At 47.0% G+C, this 22,116-nt stretch carries 14 protein-coding genes and 1 pseudogene; 13 read left to right on the top strand and 2 right to left on the bottom strand.

Annotation, left to right across the window (positions count from 1 at the left end; translation table 11 throughout):
- The first annotated feature begins 27 nt into the window (after positions 1-27).
- The 6 genes and pseudogenes from putA (at position 28) to QME20_RS04350 (ending at position 12,289) form a co-directional block, all read left to right on the top strand.
- On the top strand, positions 28-3,825 hold the full coding sequence (putA, locus tag QME20_RS04375; protein ID WP_281715517.1) for a bifunctional proline dehydrogenase/L-glutamate gamma-semialdehyde dehydrogenase PutA: 3,798 nt from the start codon (positions 28-30) through the stop codon (positions 3,823-3,825).
- 260 nt (positions 3,826-4,085) lie between these two features.
- Positions 4,086-5,540, top strand: a complete 1,455-nt coding sequence (locus QME20_RS04370) for an efflux transporter outer membrane subunit (protein WP_168462877.1) — start codon at positions 4,086-4,088, stop codon at positions 5,538-5,540.
- Positions 5,537-7,015 carry an efflux RND transporter periplasmic adaptor subunit gene (locus QME20_RS04365; RefSeq protein ID WP_168462876.1) on the top strand — a complete coding sequence of 493 codons (1,479 nt, stop codon included), beginning with the start codon at positions 5,537-5,539 and terminating at the stop codon, positions 7,013-7,015. Before QME20_RS04370 ends, QME20_RS04365 begins: the two co-directional genes overlap by 4 nt.
- Positions 7,005-10,231 (top strand): annotated as a pseudogene (locus QME20_RS04360) (efflux RND transporter permease subunit). The gene QME20_RS04365 and the pseudogene QME20_RS04360 overlap by 11 nt, the downstream one beginning before the upstream one ends.
- Complete coding sequence (locus QME20_RS04355; RefSeq protein WP_168462875.1) at positions 10,203-10,946, top strand: response regulator transcription factor; 744 nt, start codon at positions 10,203-10,205, stop codon at positions 10,944-10,946. Before QME20_RS04360 ends, QME20_RS04355 begins: the two are co-directional and overlap by 29 nt.
- Entirely contained in the window at positions 10,940-12,289 is a 1,350-nt protein-coding gene (locus QME20_RS04350; RefSeq protein ID WP_168462874.1) for a HAMP domain-containing sensor histidine kinase, read from the top strand. The genes QME20_RS04355 and QME20_RS04350 overlap by 7 nt, the downstream gene beginning before the upstream one ends.
- A 131-nt stretch (positions 12,290-12,420) precedes the next feature.
- Here QME20_RS04350 and QME20_RS04345 read toward each other — a convergent pair whose 3' ends face one another.
- Complete coding sequence (locus QME20_RS04345) at positions 12,421-13,233, bottom strand: TIGR04211 family SH3 domain-containing protein (protein WP_069943706.1); 813 nt, start codon at positions 13,231-13,233, stop codon at positions 12,421-12,423.
- On the opposite strand from QME20_RS04345, the gene QME20_RS04340 reads away from it, so the two are divergent.
- Positions 13,196-14,701, top strand: a complete 1,506-nt coding sequence (locus QME20_RS04340) for a CYTH domain-containing protein (protein ID WP_014948176.1) — start codon at positions 13,196-13,198, stop codon at positions 14,699-14,701. The genes QME20_RS04345 and QME20_RS04340 overlap by 38 nt on opposite strands.
- A gap of 76 nt (positions 14,702-14,777) precedes the next feature.
- Positions 14,778-15,857, top strand: coding sequence for a DNA mismatch repair protein (locus QME20_RS04335; RefSeq protein ID WP_069943707.1), 1,080 nt, complete (start codon positions 14,778-14,780; stop codon positions 15,855-15,857).
- Between the two features lie 32 nt (positions 15,858-15,889).
- On the opposite strand, the gene mutH is transcribed toward QME20_RS04335, so the two are convergent.
- Positions 15,890-16,567, bottom strand: a complete 678-nt coding sequence (mutH, locus tag QME20_RS04330) for a DNA mismatch repair endonuclease MutH (RefSeq protein WP_281715516.1) — start codon at positions 16,565-16,567, stop codon at positions 15,890-15,892.
- A gap of 113 nt (positions 16,568-16,680) precedes the next feature.
- Here mutH and rppH point away from each other — a divergent pair, with 113 nt between their 5' ends.
- The 5 genes from rppH to QME20_RS04305 all read left to right on the top strand — a co-directional run bounded on the left by rppH (position 16,681) and on the right by QME20_RS04305 (position 22,107).
- Positions 16,681-17,223 carry an RNA pyrophosphohydrolase gene (rppH, locus tag QME20_RS04325; RefSeq protein WP_049587332.1) on the top strand — a complete coding sequence of 181 codons (543 nt, stop codon included), beginning with the start codon at positions 16,681-16,683 and terminating at the stop codon, positions 17,221-17,223.
- Between the two features lie 123 nt (positions 17,224-17,346).
- Complete coding sequence (gene ptsP / locus QME20_RS04320) at positions 17,347-19,638, top strand: phosphoenolpyruvate--protein phosphotransferase (protein ID WP_039224899.1); 2,292 nt, start codon at positions 17,347-17,349, stop codon at positions 19,636-19,638.
- Between the two features lie 3 nt (positions 19,639-19,641).
- Positions 19,642-20,448 (top strand): sulfite exporter TauE/SafE family protein, encoded by an 807-nt coding sequence (locus QME20_RS04315; RefSeq protein WP_168462872.1) that lies wholly within the window; start codon positions 19,642-19,644, stop codon positions 20,446-20,448.
- 4 nt (positions 20,449-20,452) lie between these two features.
- The gene (gene lgt / locus QME20_RS04310) at positions 20,453-21,265 is read left to right on the top strand and encodes a prolipoprotein diacylglyceryl transferase (RefSeq protein WP_014978255.1); all 813 of its coding nucleotides are present in this window, start codon (positions 20,453-20,455) and stop codon (positions 21,263-21,265) included.
- Positions 21,266-21,273: 8 nt separating this feature from the next.
- Positions 21,274-22,107 carry a thymidylate synthase gene (locus QME20_RS04305; protein ID WP_110288540.1) on the top strand — a complete coding sequence of 278 codons (834 nt, stop codon included), beginning with the start codon at positions 21,274-21,276 and terminating at the stop codon, positions 22,105-22,107.
- Positions 22,108-22,116: the final 9 nt, after the last annotated feature.

The raw sequence follows: 22,116 nt of genomic DNA, 5'->3' as shown, positions 1-22,116 counted from the left end.
TACAGCTATTTCTATGAAAGGGTTGCAATGCTCATTAACGACACACTTCATACAACTTCACCCCTACGCCAGCGTATAAGAGACTACTATCGCATTAGTGAGTCGGTGGCTGTGGATCAAATCCTTCCCATTGCCGAGGTAAACCCACGTGCACGAAGCCGTGCATGGGAACGCGCACGAAAGATGGTGCTTCAAATTCGCCGAGAGCAAGAAGGGCACGGTGGTGTTGACGCATTATTAAATGAATACTCGCTATCTACAGCAGAAGGTGTGGTATTGATGTGCTTGGCTGAAGCCTTGCTGCGTGTTCCAGACAAAGCCACTCAAGATGAGCTTATTCGTGACAAACTGTCTCAGGGACAGTGGACACCTCACTTGGGGAATTCAGAGTCGTTATTTGTTAACGCATCGGCGTGGGGCTTGTTATTTACGGGCAACATGGTGAACTATGCCGACAAGCGCAAGAAAGAACAGTTCGGCTTGTTAAAACAAACCCTTGGCCGCTTAGGTGAACCTGTTATTCGCCGCGCTATGAACATTGCGATGCGCGTTATGGGTCGTCAGTTCGTTATGGGCGAAACCATTGAAGATGCGGTAGATCGCGCCAAAGAGAAAGAAACCAAAGGGTACGTATATTCTTACGACATGCTAGGCGAAGGCGCACGTACTATGCGCGACGCTGAGCGTTACTACGATGCATACGTAAAAGCAATAAAAGTAATCGGTAAAGCGGCTAACGGACGCGGTCCTAAGCGTTCACCGGGGATCTCGGTAAAGCTTTCTGCTATTCACCCACGCTTTGAATTTTCTCACCGCGAACGCGCCATGGCAGACATTCCGCCGCGCTTGAAAGCGCTGTGTATGATGGCGAAAGAATACGATATCGGTTTAACCGTAGATGCGGAAGAAGCTGACCGTCTAGAGCTTTCTCTAGACATTATTGAAGCTGTATTTCGCAATGAAGACTTGAACGGTTGGACAGGCTTTGGCTTGGCCGTACAGGCCTACCAAAAACGCGCAATCCACGTTATAGAGCACTTACGTGAACTTACCCTAGAGGTAGGTCGTCCGCTAATGGTGCGTTTGGTTAAAGGTGCCTATTGGGATACTGAGATTAAGCTTACTCAACAAGCGGGCCTTGAAGAGTTCCCTGTATTTACCCGTAAGTCGTCAACAGATGTGTCATACCATGCCTGTGCGAACCGTCTACTTGAGTATCGCGACACCATTTACCCGCAGTTTGCGACTCACAATGCCTACACTGCGTCTGTTATTGTTGAGCTTGCTGGTGACGACAAAGAAGGTTTTGAGTTCCAGTGTCTGCACGGTATGGGCGATACCCTTTACGATCAGGTGGTAACACAGGATAAAATTCAGTGCCGTGTTTATGCACCGGTAGGTGAACACGAAGACTTATTGGCCTACCTTGTACGTCGTCTTCTTGAAAACGGCGCGAACTCGTCGTTTGTAAACGCTATCGTTGACGATGAAAAACCGGTTGAGTCTTTGCTTGAAGATCCGGTAGAGAAAACACAACGCCTGAAAGTACGCTATAACAAGTTAATCAAAACCCCACGTGGGCTGTATGCGCCAGAGCGCGATAACTCGCGTGGTCTAGACCTTACCGACACCAATGCGGTAACGGCGCTTAAACACGAACTTGAACGCTGGCAGGATTACTACAAAGTGACCGGTGAAGTGCCAGAAGGTGCGACAGCGGTACTTAGCCCAACTAACCACAACGACGTGGTAGGTTATCACCATTACGCTACGCCTGATGATATGCGCAAAGCATTAGATGAAGCCGAAGCTGGGTTTGAAGCATGGTCTAAACGCGATGTAAGCGAGCGCGCTGAAATACTTAATCGAACAGCAGATGCGCTTGAGCGCCACATGGCTGAGCTTATCGCTATCTGTATGCGTGAAGCCGGTAAAGTAGCGCAAGACAGTATTGATGAAGTGCGTGAAGCCGTTGATTTCTGTCGCTACTACGCGGCGCGTGCAGAAGAGCTTGCTGAAGATCAACGCTTACTTCCTCGTGGTGTTGTGCTTTGTATTAGCCCGTGGAACTTCCCACTAGCTATCTTCTTAGGCCAAGTGGCAGCGGCACTTGTAACAGGTAACACGGTTATTGCTAAGCCTGCTGAACAAACCAGCATTATTGCGCAGCGTGCGGTAGATATTATGCACTCGGTAGGCCTGCCAGAAGACGCATTGAAACTTATCGTATCGCCTGGTAAAGAAGTGGGCGAAACCCTCCTACCAGACGAGCGCATTAAAGCGGTAATGTTCACAGGTTCAACGCAAACCGGTACGTTAATTTCCCAAGTGCTTGCAGAACGTGGTGGCGAACAGGTGCCATTGATTGCAGAGACGGGCGGTCAAAACTGTATGATTGTTGATTCAACTGCACTGCCAGAGCAGGTAGTTGATGACGTGATCCACTCTGGTTTCCAAAGTGCCGGTCAGCGCTGTTCAGCGCTTCGCGTATTGTTCGTACAAGATGAAATTGCTGATGACCTTATCGAAATGCTAACCGGCGCCATGAAAGAGCTTACCGTTGGTGATCCAACGCAGCTTGCTACCGATGTTGGCCCTGTGATTGACGAGAAGGCGCTTAAGAGCCTGACCGATCACCAAGAGTACATGGAAGATAAAGCTAAGCTGCTTTATCGCAATGAAATGCCAGCAGGCTTCGAAAACGGTACTTTCTTTGCGCCGACCTTGTATGAAATCAAAAACATCGATGTGCTTGAAAAAGAAGTGTTTGGCCCTGTGGTGCATATTGTTCGCTTTAAGTCGAAAGACCTTGATAGTGTGCTAGAGCAAATCAATGGCACAGGTTACGGCCTAACTATGGGCATTCACTCGCGTATTGAAGAGCGTGCTAACGAGCTAGCAGCGAAGAGCCGCGCGGGTAACGTGTACATTAACCGCAACATGATTGGCGCTATTGTTGGCGTTCAGCCGTTCGGTGGACGTGGATTGTCTGGTACAAGTCCAAAAGCGGGTGGCCCCAACTATCTGCCTCGCTTAATGATGGAGCGTGCTACACCTAAGCCATCGCGCATTGATGATGTAGACGGTACCGATGCAGCGCTTGTCGGTGATGAAAAGATTGCCGAGCGTGCGCACGTAATGATGGATAAAGCGAAAGCGGTGGAAGTGCAGTGGCGTCATACGCCGTTGAATGACCGTATTTCTATGGTTCGTCAGCTTCTGGCAAAAATTGCGAAAGTAGACATTGTTGACGAGCTTGCTGATGACTTGAACCGTACGCTTGCGACGGCGCGTCAACAGTTAACCAGTGTTGAACGCAAGCTTGCCAAGCCACAAACCCTGCCGGGCCCAACAGGTGAATCGAACAAGCTTTACCTAGAGCCTCGCGGAATCTTGGTGTGTTTCGCCGATAAAGAAGTAACCTTCGAATACTGGTTACTGTCTGTTGTGACCGCGCTATCAACGGGTAACCCGGTAGTATCAGTTGTGTCTGAAATCTTCTATGAAGAAGCAGTAGAAATTCAAAACAAGTTTGAATCAACTGGCGCACCAAAAGGCTTATTCCAAGTAGCGCGTCTTGCGCATCTAGATACCTTGCTAATGGATGAAGATTTATCTGGCGTGGTGGTCGACTCTGGTACTGAGCGTACTGCGCGTATTACAGCAATGCTGTCATCTCGCGAAGGCGCTATTTTGCCGGTTATCACAGCAGAATATAACGATAACCTTATTCAGCGTTTGATGACCGAAAAAACCATCAGTATCGATACTACAGCATCAGGTGGTAACACATCGTTGATGACCCTAGTTGAAGATGATGAATAAGCGGTAATACTTGCGGTAAATACCGACTTTGCAAGATAGCGATTTAATTGAGAGCTATCTTTACAACATGTCATTCAAAGGCCAGCGCTAAGCTGGCCTTTTTAATACCTTATTCTTACCTTTCTCATTTATTTCTAATTCCTTGCCCTTTCCTTAACCGGACCTTAACCCTGCGTTTGAAATACTCGTGTCAGTTAATTTAAAAAAGCTGCGCATAGACCTTCGAAAGTAAGCTGTGCGCCAAATAATAGGCACAAGTCATGGGCAAGATAAAACTGACGGTAAATAGCATTACCCTTTGCATTTTGCTGTCTGCATGCACAAGTACTGATGACAGAGCGTTGAGCGAATCGGCATCGTCGTCAACGGGTAACAACGTTGTGTGGCAGTCTCAAGCACGGCAACAAGAATCAACACAAACCTTGCTGCTGAATTCGGACACGACGTTAACCGATGTCATTGATATCAAAGAGTTACCCCACTTAGCCGGTTACATTGATGAAGCCCTGTCTTCTAATGCTAATCTGCAGCAGTCGTTAATAACGCTTAGAAAAGCACAAGTAGCCATTGATAGTGCAAAAGCGGATAGGAACCTTAATGTTGACGCGAGCTTCTCTGCGTCAAAAAGTGAAACCACCAATAGCAGTGCATCTACCAGCTCAAATACCAACTCCAGTACGAGCTTTAATTCGAGCAGTCAGAGCTATAACGCGAGCATGAACGTCAGTTGGGAGCTGGATCTATGGCAAAAAATCAGCGATGGAATAAGTGCAGCAAACTTAGATGCAGCAAGTGCCAGAGCCAGCTATCAGTCTGCCAGAGATTCTCTGGTCGCTAACGTAGTAAGAAGCTATATCGACGTACTCACTCAGCAGCAATTACTGAATATTGAGCAGTCTCGGTTAACAGTACTAGAAAATAACGAAGCCGTTATTTTAAAGCGCTATAGCACCGGTCTTGGAAGTTTAGACGACCTAGATACCGCGCGTACTAGCAGCGCAAATACCCGCGCTACTATTGCCCAATATGAAAATGCACTTTTAACAGCAAAGCGCACCTTGGCCGTACTCTTAGGCAGGCAAAACCAATCGCTAAACGAGCTCAACACTCAAGTTAATTTTCCCGACGTGTTATTGCCGCTAACAACTTTGCCGAAACAGGATCTGGCACGTAGACCCGATCTTCAGGCGGCCTTTTATGCATTAAAAGCAACAGAGTTTGAAGTCGATGTGGCCTACAAAGCCTTGTTGCCAAGCATTAGCTTGTCTGCATCACTTTCTGATAATGCCTCTACACCTTCACAAGCTTTGTTTACTAACCCTTTATGGAGTTTGCTTGGGCAGATGACCGCGCCACTGTTTCAGGGGGGCGCTTTAAGGGCGCAAATTGAAGATGCAAAGCTAACCTCAGCCAATGCCTGGTGGCAGTATCGCGAAACGTTATTAACGGCGGTACAGGAAACCCAAAATGCGCTGGATAGCGAAACCGCGTTGAGTGCTCGAATTAGCCACACCAACGTGGCGTTAGCGAATGCAGAGCGCAGCGTCTCTACCATTGAAGGTCAATATCGACAGGGCCTTGCTGACATCTTGGACTTACTTTCAGTATATGAAACGCGCTTTAACCTACAAGCTCAGGCAGTTGAGCTGCACGCCCAGAAATTACAAAACCGAATTGACTTAGGCCTAGCCCTTGGCCTTGGAGTGTCACAATGAGAAACAAACGAATTATTGTAACCTTACTCGCCGCTGCAAGTATTGCGCTAGCGGTTATGTATACCATGACGAATATGGGCGCCCAACATCCCGGCGCAAAACCGCAGGCCGAATCAAAGCCAACGTCTCCCGCTATTTCCGCGAATGCAGAACAATCACAAAATGCCGCTCAGGCAAAGAAAACTGCAGGTGGTGAAAGGCCAGCAGCATTACCTACTGCCGATAGCGGTGTGAACAGGCTTAACAAGGCAAGCGACACGTCATCAGTGAATACCACTAATCGCAGCCCAAAGGGAGAACAAAGCGGCAATACTCAGCTGGCTCAAGTAGGCGTTATTGATGTAACCGCCGACAGCTATAACGCTAAGGTGAAGGGGTATGGTCAGGTTGTTCCGCAAGATAGCTTGAGCTTAGTCGCACAGGTTAGTGGTCAAGTTACTGATATATCTTCGTCTTTTAAAACTGGTGCCCTAGTGGCAAATAACACGGTATTGGCACGTATTGATGACACCAACTATCAACAGGCGTTAGCAAGTGCAAATGCTACCTATCAAGCGGCTGTGGTAAGTCTAGAAGAAGAGCGATTACAGGGTATTCAAGCGAAAGATGAATGGACACGTTCAGGGCTTGATGGTGAACCTTTATCGGCATTAGTACTGCGTGAGCCACAGCTAAAGGCGGCTCAGGCCACTTTGGATGAAGCCGAGCAAAGTGTAAATTCAGCCAAGCGAGATTTGGCGTTTACCTCGTTACGTGCACCTTTTAATGCATTGGTGGTCAGCCGTGACATTGCGCTAGGGAGCTATGTTCAAGCTGGCAGTGCGGTCGCCACACTTTATTCTGCAGATATTGCCGAAGTGGCTATTGGTCTTTCACCTAGCCAATGGGCTCAACTACCTTCTGGTGATGAAACGCAGTTGTCTGGTGATGCCTCCCTTAACTGGCCGGTAACGCTTACCGATACCACTACAGGAAATACCTGGGTTGCTAATATCGTTCGCGCTGAATGGCATCAAAGCGATACAACGCGTCAGCGAAACGCCATAGCGGTTATTGAAAAGCCGTTAGCATACTCAACGCCTCTTTTATTCGGCAGCTTTGTGCAGGCAGATATTGAAGGAAGAGCTCTCGACAATGTGTGGAAACTGCCGGCTTCTGCTATCTCGCAAAAGCAAGAAGTATGGTTAGTAATGCCATCTACCGGGCAGTTGGCAAAGTTCACGCCTTCGGTTTTGTTTGAAAGCGAAGGTTATGCCTACATTACCCCGCCAAAAAACAGTGAAATTACGGGCGATATTGTGAGTAATGTTGCGGGTAAAACCTCGGGTAACGCTAGCGGCAACAGCATGTCAGAACAGGTTGGCGAAATACGCCAAGCGCTGGTGGTTGCACGCCCTTTAAACAGCTATCTGGTGAATACCAAAGTATTGCCTGTGGTGGAAGGACAAACAGGAGGGCAAGCCGATGACAAATAATCGAAACCGCGCGCCGTTTGACGGGGGCGAGAGTCCGAAAGGCAATAGGAATAGCGGGAATAACTCCCGGGGAATTATCGCTTGGTTTGCGCAGAACTCAGTAGCAGCCAATTTGCTCATGGTCAGCCTTATCGTGCTTGGCTTGGTTTCCATGAACGATATCCGCAAAGAGGCATTTCCAAGTATGGAGCCACGCTTTGTTACCATTTCAATGACATACGATAGTGGTGATCCTAAACAAGCAGAAGAAGGGATAGCTATCAAAATTGAAACCGCGCTGGAGGCAATCCCTGGGATTAAGCGAATTACGTCTACCTCGAACGCTAGCGGCGCCAGTGTGCAGGTAGAAAAGGAAACCGAATACGATTTAGACACGCTTTTCAACGACATCAAAACCGAAGTAGATAGTATTTCTAACTTCCCATCTGATGCTGAAAATCCAGTTATAAGCAAAGCACGCCGACAAGAGCACGCTATTTGGGTGCAGCTCTATGGTGACGTCGATCACGCTTCGCTTCAATACTTGGGTGAGCAATTAGAGCGAGATTTACTGGCAACAGACGACATTCGCGAAGTCAGTGCAGGTAGCTTTGTCGACCCTATGATGTCTATTGAAATAGACGAAGGTAAGCTTCAAGCCTACGGATTAACGCTGTCAGACGTGGCTGATGCCGTTAACCAGGAGTCGAATACCGCGCTTACAACCAGCTTGCGCAACAAAGAAAAAGTGATTCGTTTAAAAGCGTCTGAACAGTCTTACTGGGCGAAAGATTTTGCCAACATTCCGCTCATTACCGATACCAATGGCGTCATACTCACCGTTGGCGATGTTGCTACAGTGCGCGATATGTTTGCCGATGACAGCTATCACTTGTCACGTTACAACGGTACCAATGGGTATGGTATCCAGGTGCTTATGGATGAATATGGTGACGTAACAAAAATGGTACAGCAGGCTCACGAAGTAGTGGACGCATGGCACGAGAAAGGCTTGCTACCTGAAGGCGTAGAGCTTGAAACCTGGTATGACAAAAGCACGCTAATTACCGAGCGATTGACGTTACTTACCAGTAATGCGCTTATGGGCATTGTGTTGGTATTTGTTACTCTCGCCGTGTTTCTTAATTTACGCGTGGCATTTTGGTGGCGGCTGGGTTGCCCTTTATCTTCTTCGGCACCTTGTACTTCATGACCGACAGCTATACGGGAATGACGCTAAACGAAATGACCACATTCGGTTTTATCATGGCCCTTGGCATTGTGGTGGACGATGCCGTGGTGGTGGGGGAAAGCGTGTACGCCACGCGTAAACAGCATGGCGATACGCTTCAAAATACCATCTTAGGTACCCATAAAGTGGCGGTTCCCACACTGTTTGGTGTACTAACCACAGTGGCCACTTTTTTCGCATTATCGAACGTATCGGGCGGCTTAGGTACGCTTTATTCTCAGTTCGGCACTATCGTTACCTTGTGTTTGTTGCTGTCGGTGGTGGAATCGAAGCTGATCTTACCTTCTCATTTAGCCCATCTGCCAACCAAGCAAAAAGCGCGGGGGGGATTAGGTGGCGTATGGAACAAAGTGCAGCAAAAAGCGGATGGTGGACTTCAGTGGTTTAATTACCGCGTGTATCAGCGCCTGTTGAAAGTCACCGTAGCGTACCGTTATGCCGCTGTATTGTTGTTTATTGCCTTATTTGTCATGGTGGTTAGCCTACCGCTCACAGGTGCGGTAAGAGTAAGCTTCTTCCCCAGTATGCAGGACGATACGGTTTCGGCCAATATGTCGCTTTACAGCGATGCCAGCTATGGACAGAACGAACGCAACTTAATGCTGCTAGAGAAAAATGCGCTAGAGGCAGACCGCCAATTAACCCAAGAAAACGGCGCAGATAAAAGTGGCATTAGCAGTTTACAAGTAACGGCGAGTGGCGATCAAAGCGGCACAATCACCATTTCACTTGATGAAGACTCCTCTTATTCTCTTGATGAATTGTCGTCACGCTGGAATGCGTTAACTGGCAATTTAGAAGGCGTAAAAAGTCTAAAAATACGCTCACGCCGAGAGATGGTCGACGGGTTTAACGTTGAAATTAAAAGCATTAACGACGATACCCTGACGGCGGCTAACGATGCCTTTATTGAAGTACTTAACAATATCGATGGTGTATATGCAGTTGAGAGCTCGCTGACACCCGGCGAAGCCATGATGCGCTTTGAACTTACCCCCGAAGGACGAGCGTTGGGGTTGAATACGCAAAGCCTATCGCAACAGCTGTTAAAAGCATTTGGTGGCGAAATTGTTCAGCGCTATTTGCGCGATAAAAACGAAGTAAAAGTGCGGGTGCGTTATCCCGAACAAGACAGAATGAATCCGTCTGATGTAATGAACACGCAAGTGCGTCTGGACGATGGCACCGTAGTACCGCTTTCTGTAGTGGCTAACGTTATTCAAGATGTACAAGAAAAACAGGTGGTACGTATAGACGGCCTACGCGCCTTAACGGTTAGCGCGTCGGTGGATAGCGATGTTATCACCTCTACCGAACTGGTGAATTACTTAAACAACGAGTTTGTTCCTCAGCTATCGCGTCAGTATCAGGACTTATCGCTTTATTTTGCCGGTGAGGCTGAGCAGCAAGCTGAAACGCAAAGCTCTATGCAGAGCGTGTTTATATTAGCCTTGTTGTCTATTTTTGCGTTGTTGGCGATTCCGCTTAAATCCTACGTACAGCCGCTTATTATTATGACCGCCATCCCCTTTGGTATAGTCGGAGCCATTATCGGCCACTGGTCGAATGGATTAATGATAAGTCTGCTCTCGCTGAACGGCATATTGGCGCTTAGCGGTGTGGTGGTTAACGACAGCTTGTTGTTGGTTTCACGATTCAACGCTTTGCGAGAAGAAGGTGTGCCGGTGGAAACGGCAGTTATTGAAGCTTGTACCAGTCGCCTACGGGCTGTGTTGTTGACCTCAATTACCACCTTTGTAGGCTTATACCCCATATTGGGCGAAACGTCGGTACAAGCGCAATTCTTAATTCCGGCAGCCGCGTCGCTGGGTTACGGTATATTGTTTGCCACCGTCATCACACTTTTATTAATACCCGCATTACTGTTAATTTATGACGATGTAAGCCGTTTAATGGCAAAGCATTTGGTTAAACCTTTAACGGAGAGTACGGCTAATGATTCGCGTGTTACTAGTGGAAGATGATATGGGCCTGGCGGGCAATATTATCGACTATTTAGAGCTTGAAAACATGGTATGTGACCACGCTGCAAACGGTGTAGCCGCGCTGTCTCTTATCCAAAAGCATCCGTTTGATGTTGTGGTGCTGGACATTAATTTACCGCGACTTGATGGCTTAAGCGTATGTGAGAGGGTGCGGGAAGATGGCAACGATACGCCTATTATTATGCTGACCGCCCGTGACCAGTTGGAAAACAAGCTAGAAGGGTTTCAAAAAGGCGCCGATGATTATTTAGTGAAGCCGTTTGACATGCCCGAACTGGTTGCCCGGGTTTTCGCACTGGCACACAGGCGTTCATCACAAGTGAAAAAGCTGCGCTTTGGCAACGTAAGTTTAGCAATGGGAAGCGACGTAGTAAGTGTTGAGAACGTGCCTATTAAGTTAAGCCCCACAGCATTTACGCTGCTAAAGGCATTGTTGTTACAGCAACAAGGAAAAGTTATGCCACGAGAGCGCCTTCTTGATGCGGTTTGGGGAGAAGATGCGCCAGAGAGTAATGCGCTTAAGGTACATCTTCACAATCTGCGCAAATCACTGGTACAAGCAAATGCCAATATAGAGGTAAAAGCAGTAGCCGGCACAGGGTTTTGTGTGACGTTTAAACCAGAACAGTCCAGTTCAGAGCAAAGTACAAGCGCGGAACCAAAAAGTACAAATAAAGGAAACGATCAGTGGTAAATGGCCTTCGCATCAGCTTAAGACGCTACGTCTTGTGGTCGCTATTAAGTTTGGCCGCCGTAGTTATTGTGCTCTTTTCAATACAAAGCAGCGATAGCTTTTTCGATGGTATGGACGGCATGCTGAGAAATACCATGATACGGGCGGCAGAAAGCGCAGAGCTTGATGACAACAAGCATGCTCAAATTCTCGATTTACATGTTTTTGCGAACTACGAGAGTTTGCCTGACGAAGTGAAGCAGAGCTTTTCTAAAGAGAGCTTTATACCGTTTTCACTTATGAAAGATATCAACAAACCTGATTGGTTTTCCCGTCCTATTTCGGCTCGCTTTGCTGTGTTAGTTCCGTTGGAAAATGGAGAATCGCGCTATGTTACCCAAGTGTTTGTCGCGCCACCTTCTGATGGCAAAAAACACTTTAGAATAAACCATGTTATTTACAGCGCCATTGTGGGCGTAGTTGCACTGGTTTCGTTTTTTGTCGCCTTGCTTTTTCTTATGCGCAGCGTGTCTCGCCCCATAGAGTCATTGCAGAGGTGGGCGGCGTCTTTGGATGAACAAGAGCTCGATAAGCCTATCCCAGAGTTTCGTTATAAGGAACTTAACGCGCTAGCAGGGATGATACATGGCAGCTTGCAAAACGTGCGCAACACCCTAAATCGAGAACGGGAATTTGTTAACCATGCGAGTCACGAGCTTAGAACGCCGATTGCCGTCATTAGAAGTAGCGCGGCATTACTGCACAGAGTGATCGATAGTGAAAATACTAAAGGCAATAACGCGCTTGCGCGGGTGGATCATGCCTCAAAAACCATGGCAGATTTGACCGAAACTCTACTTTGGTTAGGAAGAAATGAAGAAGCAGCTTTACCCAAAGAAAAGGTTAACCTTAAAGCAATGGTTGAGGCTCTAAGCCAAGATTTAATGTATTTGTTGTCGGGAAAAGACGTGAGTGTGCAGCTGAAATTGAGCGATTGTGAGTTAACGCTGGCGAAAACGGCGAGCGAAATTGTGATCGGAAATGTGATTCGAAACGCTTATCAGCACACGCAGCAAGGAAGAGTCACAATAAGTCTTTCAGATGCAACGCTCACCGTGCTCAACGAAGAGGACGGCCTTGAAGAAGAGGCGCTTAACGAAAAAGGCCAAGCGACTTTATCTGCGCCGACTATCAGTGAGTTAGATGGCGGATTTGGAATAGGGTTAAAACTCATTGATAAGCTTTGTGCGAAGCTTAAATGGGGTTATGCACATGAGAGGATAACAGCCCGAGGTTCACATGATGACCAAGGTGATGTTTCTCGTATGACAATAGGGTATAGAGTGGTGCTTACAGTACGATAATAGGCGCATATAACTCATCAAAGTGTTTGCACGTTGTCACTCCTAATCCATTTACCGAAACGAGCCCAATAGAAAACGCCGATGCTAACATCGGCGTTTTCGTTTTTTAGCGTCCAGCTTTAAAACCTACACTACATCCATTCGCTGTTTCTACGCTTGCGTTTAGGAAGGTAAGTGAGCATTACACCAAGCAATATCCCCACGCCTGCCACTATGCCACCGCGAGTAAACCAGGTAACAAGCTCGTCTTTATTAGCGCTTTCAACCTTAGCCGTTAAACGAATAATTTGAGACGCTTGCTCGTCGTTTGTGGTGGTAAGTTTAGACACCTTTTGGCGAGCATCGTTAAGCTGCTGACGAAGTTTGGCATTTTCTGATTGTGCAGCTTGAAGTCCACTTTGGCTCTCAGCTAGCTTCTCACTTATGATTGGCAATTGCTCGGCTTGCGACATGGTATTAGACACAAACTTACTTTCAACCCAGCCTTTACGTCCTTCGTTGTCGGTAATTTGGGTAAATTCAGCATCATTGTCGCGGGAGAGCACAGTAATAGGTGTGCCTGCTTCAATTGAACCTAGAATACGGTAGTTACGACCAGGTCCAGTATGCATAAAGATAAACAAGTCATCTCTTATGTAATGCGAAGAAGACGCTTCTAAATCAGCGGTATCTTGTAGCGAAAATGCTTGAAAAGAGCATGCAATAAGGGCTGCTGCTAACCACTTTCGAATCATATGAAGTCCAATTTTAGAATTTAAAACGTGAAGATGGTATTGGTTGACCGCGATAAAGGCAAGTTTGTTCCACTTTTGTCTAATTAAAGCATCTTGTTTCATGGCGCCAGCATTGCGAAAAGTAAGCGACAAAGGTAAGGTGTCAGCATCATAAGCTGTGCCTAGCGCAACCATGTCAGAAATAGAATTAAAATTTGTAACGGGTGACAACGCCCACCATGCGTTTAGTCAACGTGTACTTCCTCTTTTCGAAAAAAACAGTATTCAGGTTAACTCTCATCGTGAAATGCGCCTTGAGAACGACTATTACGATACCGATAAGCTCGATTTTCAAAACAATAAAATGGGCTTTCGTGTTCGAGGTAACAATGGTGAATACGAACAGACGCTAAAGACTAACGGCGTGGTCAGCGGTGGTCTGCACAAACGCATGGAATACAATGTGAGCCTTGATAATTCAAGGCCCGACCTCACGCTATTTGAAGCCAGCGCTTGGCCCCAGGATTGGGACGTGGCGGCAAAAAACACGCGTCTATCTAAACAGTTTAGCACTCACTTTACTCGCAATGCCTATGTGGTTAGTGTGGGTGAAAGTGTGGTTGAGATTGTGCTGGACTGTGGCGAAGCAAGTACAGAAAAAGCCAGTTCCCCAATCAACGAAATAGAGCTTGAATTGATGTCAGGTGATATCAACAGTTTGTTTACGTTGGCGGTGCTAATAAACGACAACATGCCGGTACGCCTTAGTGATGTATCAAAAGCGGCGCAGGGATATCAATTACTTCACGGGTTTAACGCTAAAGTTCGACACCTGCCAGATTTCCTTGCGCTTGAAGACACAACCACCACGGAAGAAGCATTTAGCCACGCGGTTCAAACTGCATTGGCGCATTGGCAGCACCACGAGCATGTGTTTTGCGAAAGTGGCTCAATAAAAATGCTGGCTGAAGTTGCTAAAAGCGTACGTTTGTTACTGCAAAGTGTATCGCTTTACTTGCCGGTTCTGCAGTGCCCTGAGCTACTAGCCCTGCATAAAAAGCTGGTCACCCATGCGCAAAAGTGGGGCTGGCAAGACGACTTACAAAGTTTGCGTTACTTGCTCTCTAAAAAGAGCATGTTTAACAAAACTCTCAGCAAACATCCTGCAGTAGTAAGCTATTTGCAAGGACGACAAACAGGTTTAATGCAGGCTCATGAGCCCGAAAAGCTGTTTTTCGACAACGATGCCACAGACATTAAGCTACACGCCATAAGTCTTATTCAGAATAAGCCGTGGCAAAAAGTCGCAACGGGTTTTGATCATCCCGTGCTTGATCATGCAAAAGGCTGGCTGTCGCAAGGTTGGCAAACTGTACAGCAAAGTATGCCGCTAAATAAAACCATGGGGCCTGCCAATTACAGCGCTGTAGAAGTAATGCTTAGGCAGACATTATGGAGTGGATTTCTGCTGGGTGACTTGTTTGTAGAAGAGCGGGGTAATTTTCGCGCACCGTGGTTAGATTTGCTCACTGGTATTGATGAGCTGAATGCGCTGCTTATGTTAAAGCAGTCGATAGACGACGCCGAAGTAGACTCCCATGACGAAGTGCGTAAATGGACAGCAGAGAAACTCAGCACGCTTATTCGAATTATGGAACGAACTCGCACAGTGGCTATGCAACGTGACGTTTACTGGTAATTGTTTTCTATGCATATGTGGTTACTGTAAACATGCACGGTAAAGGCAACTCGAATCTCAAGGATGGAGGGCGCTGATGACCTCAGCCATAAATGACTATTTCCTTTACGCACTGCTTGGCATTTATGCCATTGGCTTTGTGCGTCTGTTCGTTCAAAAAGTCAATTTACGCAGTGGACGCTGGCTAACGGCAGCGTTTTTGTGCTGGCCTGTATTTATGCTGGATGAGTGGCTTCGTATGGCAAATGCCACAGGGCTGGCTAATATCTACGGGCTATCAGAAGTATTTGCTGTTATCGCGATTACGTGTTGTTACCGCGCAATAAAGCCCATGCTGTTAGCTTATCCTACGGCACGAAAGCGGCTGTGGTGGCCTGTCGTGATGACCGGCGTTTTTCAGTGCGCCATTCTCCTAATACCCGTAGACGATAAGCAGCAATGGCTCTCATCGTCTCCTCATGGTCAGCCTCTGCTATTGTGGCCTGCCTACATAGCATCACTGTTAACGGGGTTTAGCGTGTTGCTCATAGGTATTCTTATTACCGAGCATATTCAAATGTACCATAGGCACTTACCAGAGCAGGCGGTGGATATAAAAAACCTGAAAATGCCTAGGCTTGCCGGAGTAATGGGGAGCTTGGTTGGCGTTGCGTTTATGAGTATTTTACTTGTGACGGCCGCAACATTCGGCTTCTTCCCTGTTCCTTTTTGGGAAGGGTTTCATCATCTGATGATTGGAACGGCAATTCTAGTTGTACTGTTTTCACTAACCTTTATACGACGGACGTCCCCGTCGCCACTCGATTACGAACGCTTAGATGAAGGCAAAGCAACGCCTTATGAAATTAGCAGTATTATTTCTAAAGCAGAACGCTACACCATAGAGTCAAAGGCGTACAAGGTTCGCTTCCTTACCCTCAGTGAGTTTTGTAAAGGGGCAGATATCGACCCCACCTCGCTCGCATTGGCCTTGCAACTTACCGAAAAGAAAAACTTTAGACGTTTCATTTTCCACTACCGCTTAGAGTACGCCAAGAATGTACTGCTGCGCAGCGACGCTAAACTTGAAGCCGTGGCAAAACGCATGGGGATAAATTCAGAAAAGTTTTTGAGTGAGTATTTGGTTAAACACCTAAACTCCACGCCGCTAAGATAAACAAGAGTGTTGTGCTAGACGTTGAGTTCGCGTTAGCCACCAAATGCATTTATCAATATTTGATGGGTGAAGGTTTTACGTAAATAAAAGCCGCGAGGACGGGTTTTGATACGCTGACCTTCTGGCCCCAACGCGTCGGTGAGCACTTTCCCGTTTGCTGCCTTAGGACGAATGTGTAAGGCCTCGCCTTGACGAGAGGTGATCGACTCGACCTGTCCAGTTGCAATTTGCTCGACCAGTTCCTCCCAATCGTGTCTCAATACCGCATCTTCGTGTTCATTCGGTCGCCAGTAGAAGCCTGTTGCTACCCGCCTATGGGCCAGCGGAATAGCTCTGTCACCTTCAATAGGTAGCCACAATACCTGCTGTAGTTTGTTTCGCACGTTAGACGTTTCCCATGTAATGCCGGGCGTCATCAAAAGCGGGGCAAAACAAACGTAGGTGGTTTCTAAGGGGGAAAAATGGGCGTCGATGGGAATGGTTTTAAGTTCGATACCAAGTTCAGGAAAGTCCTGTTGAGGCTTCGAACCTGCACTCGCGCCCAGCCACTTCTCTATCAGCATGCCTGACCACCCCTTATGACGTTGTAAATTGGCCGGAATGGCTACATTTGCCATGTCCGCAAGCTCTCCAAGCGTCAAGCCTGCTATCGCATGACAACGAGCTAAAAGGCTATCTGGAGATGACGGGGGAGACGCTGGTGGCTGCATAAATATGGTTAATTTCCTGTTTGAAAAGCGGGTACGAATATTAAGACTATGATTGGAGCATAGTTTGTGGAAGAATGAAAACATATAACAGTATAGTGTGCCCGGGAGTCTATGTGATAGATGCCGATGGATTCCGTGCGAATGTGGGCATAGTGATTTGCAACAAAATGGGTCAAGTATTTTGGGCAAGACGTTATGGTCAACATTCATGGCAGTTCCCTCAAGGCGGAATTGATGAAGGGGAATCTGCTGAACAAGCTATGTACCGCGAGCTTCACGAAGAAGTAGGGCTGACACCGAAAGATGTCACTATTTTAAGTGTTACCCGTAACTGGCTTAGATATAAGCTGCCTAAGCGATTAATTCGACAAGGCAGCAACCCTGTTTGTATAGGACAAAAACAAAAATGGTTCTTGTTGCAGCTCGATTGTAATGAGCGAGACGTTAATGTACTTAAAACAGGTCATCCTGAATTCGATGACTGGAGGTGGGTAAGTTACTGGTATCCAATAAGAAACGTTGTATCGTTTAAGCGCGATGTATACAGACGAGTAATGAAAGAGTTCTCGCCTGTAGTTATGTCTGCGCAGCATCGGCCTCAACAGCGCCAAAACACAGCGCCACACAAACGTGGCAAGAAACGCAGGCGTGGATAAGCGTATGCGAAGTTCAGGTACGCAAGAAAGAGGTGTGCAATATTGCGGTGTGCGGAGTAAGCAGCGAGTAAACTGCGAGTAAAAAAGGAAAAACCGGTGAGCCCTCAGAGCCAGCAAGGAACAATGTTAACCACGTTAAAGCGTATCGTGCAGGAAATGAATCAAATTCCTGCTCTCGATACGGCGTTGTTTAGGCTAGCCTCACGGGTTAAACAGACCCTAGATGTCGATTCATGCTCCATTTACCTTGCCGATTACGACACCCAAGAATTTATCCTTAAAGCCACTGACGGACTACATCCCGATGCAGTCGAGCAGGTACGCATTGGCTTCTCAGAAGGGCTTATCGGGCTGGTAGGTCAGCGGGAGGAGCCCCTTAATATCGTTAATGCTCATAGCCACCCTCGATTCAAACATTACCCCGAAGTTCAGGAAGAAAATTATAACGCCTTTTTAGGTACGCCTATTATCAACCAACGGCGTGTGCTTGGTGTTATTACCCTTCAGCAATCACAAATGCGACGCTTCAGTGAAGACGAAGAAGCATTCTTAGTCACCCTTGCTGCGCAGCTCGCGTTAGAAATAACCAATGCTGATATTCGCGGGGCTTTGACGCTGTCAAATTCGAACGACAATACTGCGCGGCAAAAAAATGTGCGTGGTATTGCGGGTTCTCCAGGCCTTGCTATTGGCAAGGGAGTGTCTCCAGACAAATCTATTAACCTTAAAAACTGGGTCGTAAAGCGCACGCAATCTCCTCAAGATCAAATTCAACTCTATCGCAAAGGGGTTGAAGTTACGCGAGGTCATGTCGATGCGTTATCGAAGCGGTTAGATGACGGCATTCCCGACGATGTTAAATCCATTTTTCAGCTATATCATCATCTGCTAGATGCCAACAGCCTTGGGCGGGAAGTAGAAGAAAAAATTCGCCAAGGTTGGGATGCGGCGTCTTCATTAAAAATGGTTGTAGAAAGCTATGCCGCACGCTTTCAAGCAATGGACGACCCTTACATGCAAGAGCGTGCCATTGATATTGTCGATTTATCCGACCGTATTCTTGCCAACATTTTGTATGAAGCGAATGGCAAAAAGGTTACTGAAAAAACGATAACCGAAGCCAGTATTCTCGTAGCTGATGAAGTCTCAGCGCCTATGCTTGCCGAATTTCCAAGAGGTAAGCTAAAAGGCATTATTTCTATTCGCGGTTCAAATAACTCTCACGCGGCAATATTGGCTAGAGCCATGGGCGTGCCTGCAGTGATGGGCTGTCAAAACGTCACGCCAGCACTACTCGAAGACAAAGAGATTTTGCTTGATGGGTATTCAGGCGAGGTCATTGTATCGCCTGAACGTAACATCAAGTCTGAATTTATACAGCTCATTGAAGAAGAGTCGGCCATCGCAGAGAAAATTGACGCCGAGGCTGATAAACCTTGCGAAAGTGTTGATGGCTGTAGAATGTCTCTTTATATCAATGCTGGCCTTTCAGCTGAAGTCGAGCTAAACGCTGAACAAATTGGCGCGGGTGTAGGGCTTTATCGCACCGAGATCCCCTTTATGTTACGCGAGCGTTTTCCTTCAGAACAAGAGCAAGTAAAGCTGTACCGCCAAGTGCTTGAGGCCGCGCCTTCATTGCCTATCACTATGCGTACTCTCGACGTAGGAGGCGATAAGCCACTACCGTACTTCCCCATTAATGAAGAAAACCCATTTTTGGGGTGGCGAGGCATCCGCCTTACCCTTGATCATCCAGAAATTTTCTTGGTTCAGGTTCGCGCCATGCTCCGTGCAAGTGTAGGCCTAAGCAATTTGCAAATTATGCTGCCTATGATCTCCACCGTATCTGAAGTGCAGGAGTCTAAGCGGCTAATTAATCAGGCATATTATGAAATTTGTGATGAGATTGCAGAGTCAGGACAAACGTTAACCAAGCCTAAGTTAGGTATTATGCTAGAAGTCCCGTCGGTACTTTATCAGCTTCCTCAATTAGCAAAGCACGTGGATTTCTTTTCGGTAGGCAGTAACGACCTGACCCAATATCTGCTCGCGGTGGATAGAAACAATACGCGGGTGGCAGGGCTCTACAACAGCTATCATCCTGCAGTATTAGGGGCGCTTTACGACGTGGTTCAAAAAGCCAATCAAAACCAGGTGCCCGTAACTATCTGTGGTGAAATTGCAGGTGAGCCAGCTGGAGCATTACTGCTGATGGGAATGGGTTATCGCCGCCTAAGTATGAACGGCTTTAACTTAAGAAAAATAAACTGGCTTATTAGAAAAGTCACGCTGGATGAGTGTAAGCAACTACTGTCATTGGCGCTCACCTCTGTTAGCCAAGAAGAAGTCTTTGTGCACTTGAATCAATATCTTGAAACCAAGGGCCTGGGAGGCCTTATCCGAGCAGGTGCTTAAGGAATGGATCCATTAGTTGTAATAATTCTTAGCTGCCTTATTTTAGGTTCTGTGGTAGGTGTTTTGGCGGGTATGCTGGGCATTGGCGGTGGGCTTATCATCGTTCCTGTATTGTCGTATTTGCTTATACATTTCATGGGAATGACCACTGAAACCGTAATGCCAGTCGCTATCGCTACCTCATTATCTACCATCATCTTCACAGGAATGTCGTCGGCCTTCGCACATTACAAACTGGGTAATATTCAAAGGCATGTTGTGCTTTACACAGGCTTAGGTATTGCTTTTGGCGCATTTGCCGGAGCACAGGTAGCAAGCCATATTTCGGGTGAACTGCTTAAAGATGTGTTTGCGGTGCTGGTTATTTTGATTGCGATGCAGATGATATTTGGTAAGCAAAAAGCCTCAGAAAATGACGCATCAAAAGGTACGCTTGCGACTGTTGGTGGTGGAGCTGGCTTACTAAGTGCACTTATGGGGATTGGTGGCGGTGCATTATTGGTACCTGCGCTGGTATGGTTTCGTGTTAATGTACGGGCGGCAATTGGCTGTGCTGCCTTTTGCGGACTTATTATTGCCGTTTTTGGTACCACGAGTTTTATTGTGGCCGGTTACAATGCGATAGATGTACCAGAACATAGTTTAGGTTATGTGTATTTACCTGCAACAGCTGGTATTGTTGCCACCTCTATGTTTACCGCAAACATAGGTGCAAAGCTTGGGCAGCGAGTAAATGTTCGTGTGTTAAAAGCGATGTTGGCGTGCTTACTCGTGTTGGTGAGCATTAGAATGATTTTAGGAATTGAATAAAGTAATGGAACAGAGCAGTTATCTGGTATTTCCCAGTATCGACCCCGTTATCTTCAGTGTCGGTCCGTTAAGTGTCCGCTGGTACGGCCTTATGTATTTGGTGGGCTTTATCGCCGCGTACCTATTGGCACAAAAGCGTCTTTCACAAACCAACTGGAGCCGTGAGCAGTTAAGCGACCTGCTTTTCTGGAGCTTCGTTGGCGTAATATTAGGCGGTCGAATAGGCTATGTGCTTTTCTACCAGTTTGGTATGTTTCTCGACGATCCCTTGTACTTATTCAAAATTTGGGCTGGTGGAATGTCCTTCCACGGCGGGCTTTTAGGGGTGCTAACAGCCTTATTCTGGCGCGCCAAGTGTATGAACACGACCTTCCTTCGACTAGGGGACTTTGTTGCCCCGTTAGTACCCATCGGCTTGGGTGCTGGACGCATAGGTAACTTCTTAAACGCTGAACTTTGGGGGCGTAGCACCGATGTGCCTTGGGCGGTCATTTTCCCCAACGCGGGTAATATCCCCCGTCACCCATCACAGCTTTACGAGTTTGCGCTTGAAGGGGTACTGCTCTTCATAATTCTGTGGCTTTACTCTGCCAAAAAGCGTCCAGTAGGGGCGGTCAGCGGCTTGTTCTTACTTGGTTACGGCACCTTCCGATTTATCGTTGAATACTTCAGAGAACCCGACGCACATATTGGCTTATATCAAATGGGACTAAGCCAAGGGCAACTTCTTTGTTTACCTATGATAGCTTTAGGAATAGGATTAATAGTCCGTGCTTACATGCGCGGAAAAGACCATGTTGAACAGCAAAAAATATAAGAATAACGATGAAAGAATATCTCGCTCTAATGCGCCATGTACGTGATACGGGTGTGAAAAAGGAAGATCGAACTGGTACAGGTACGTTAAGTGTATTCGGCTATCAGATGCGTTTTAATCTACAGGAAGGTTTCCCCTTGGTGACAACAAAGAAGTGTCACCTTAAATCCATTATTCACGAGCTACTTTGGTTTCTTAAAGGCGAGACAAACATCGCTTATTTGAAAGAGCACGGTGTGAGTATTTGGGACGAGTGGGCTACCGAAGAAGGCGAGCTTGGTCCGGTTTATGGACACCAGTGGCGCAGTTGGGATCGCGGTGATGGCACATCGGTGGACCAGATTGCCGAGGTAGTTGAGCAAATCAAAAACAACCCAGACTCCCGTCGTCTTATTGTTAGCGGCTGGAATCCTGCAGTATTACCAGATACGAATTATTCTCCAAAAGAAAATGCGGCTATGGGTAAACAGGCGTTGCCGCCTTGCCATACGCTTTTCCAGTTTTATGTATTAGACGGTAAGCTTAGCTGCCAGCTTTACCAGCGAAGCGGCGATATTTTCTTGGGCGTTCCGTTCAATATCGCAAGTTATGCTTTACTGACCATGATGATGGCGCAAGTGTGTGATTTAGAGCCCGGCGATTTTATTCATACGCTAGGCGATGCGCATTTGTATTCAAACCATCTTGAACAGGTAGAGCTACAGCTTAGTCGCGAACCGTTTGCGCGCCCAACCATGGAAATTAACCCAGAAGTTAAGGATATTTTCGGGTTTTCCTTCGACGACTTTACGCTTAAAAACTATCAGTCACACCCACACATTAAAGCCCCTGTCGCCATTTAAGGAGTTAAC

The organism is Alteromonas sp. CyTr2 (assembly GCF_947311905.1).
Taxonomy (GTDB): domain Bacteria; phylum Pseudomonadota; class Gammaproteobacteria; order Enterobacterales; family Alteromonadaceae; genus Alteromonas; species Alteromonas macleodii.
Note: the sequence above shows the minus strand (reverse complement) of the source record. Positions and strands in the feature narration are given on the sequence as shown.

What these genes read in the sequence shown, in the direction of transcription:
- QME20_RS04305 (WP_110288540.1), top strand. Translation starts at nt 21,274, where the DNA reads ATGAAAGAATATCTCGCTCTAATGCGCCATGTACGTGATACGGGTGTG.
- QME20_RS04335 (WP_069943707.1), top strand. Translation starts at nt 14,778, where the DNA reads ATGACCTCAGCCATAAATGACTATTTCCTTTACGCACTGCTTGGCATT.
- lgt (WP_014978255.1), top strand. Translation starts at nt 20,453, where the DNA reads ATGGAACAGAGCAGTTATCTGGTATTTCCCAGTATCGACCCCGTTATC.
- QME20_RS04340 (WP_014948176.1), top strand. Translation starts at nt 13,196, where the DNA reads ATGTCAGAAATAGAATTAAAATTTGTAACGGGTGACAACGCCCACCAT.
- QME20_RS04370 (WP_168462877.1), top strand. Translation starts at nt 4,086, where the DNA reads ATGGGCAAGATAAAACTGACGGTAAATAGCATTACCCTTTGCATTTTG.
- QME20_RS04365 (WP_168462876.1), top strand. Translation starts at nt 5,537, where the DNA reads ATGAGAAACAAACGAATTATTGTAACCTTACTCGCCGCTGCAAGTATT.
- ptsP (WP_039224899.1), top strand. Translation starts at nt 17,347, where the DNA reads ATGTTAACCACGTTAAAGCGTATCGTGCAGGAAATGAATCAAATTCCT.
- QME20_RS04315 (WP_168462872.1), top strand. Translation starts at nt 19,642, where the DNA reads ATGGATCCATTAGTTGTAATAATTCTTAGCTGCCTTATTTTAGGTTCT.
- putA (WP_281715517.1), top strand. Translation starts at nt 28, where the DNA reads ATGCTCATTAACGACACACTTCATACAACTTCACCCCTACGCCAGCGT.
- mutH (WP_281715516.1), bottom strand. Translation starts at nt 16,567, where the DNA reads ATGCAGCCACCAGCGTCTCCCCCGTCATCTCCAGATAGCCTTTTAGCT.
- QME20_RS04355 (WP_168462875.1), top strand. Translation starts at nt 10,203, where the DNA reads ATGATTCGCGTGTTACTAGTGGAAGATGATATGGGCCTGGCGGGCAAT.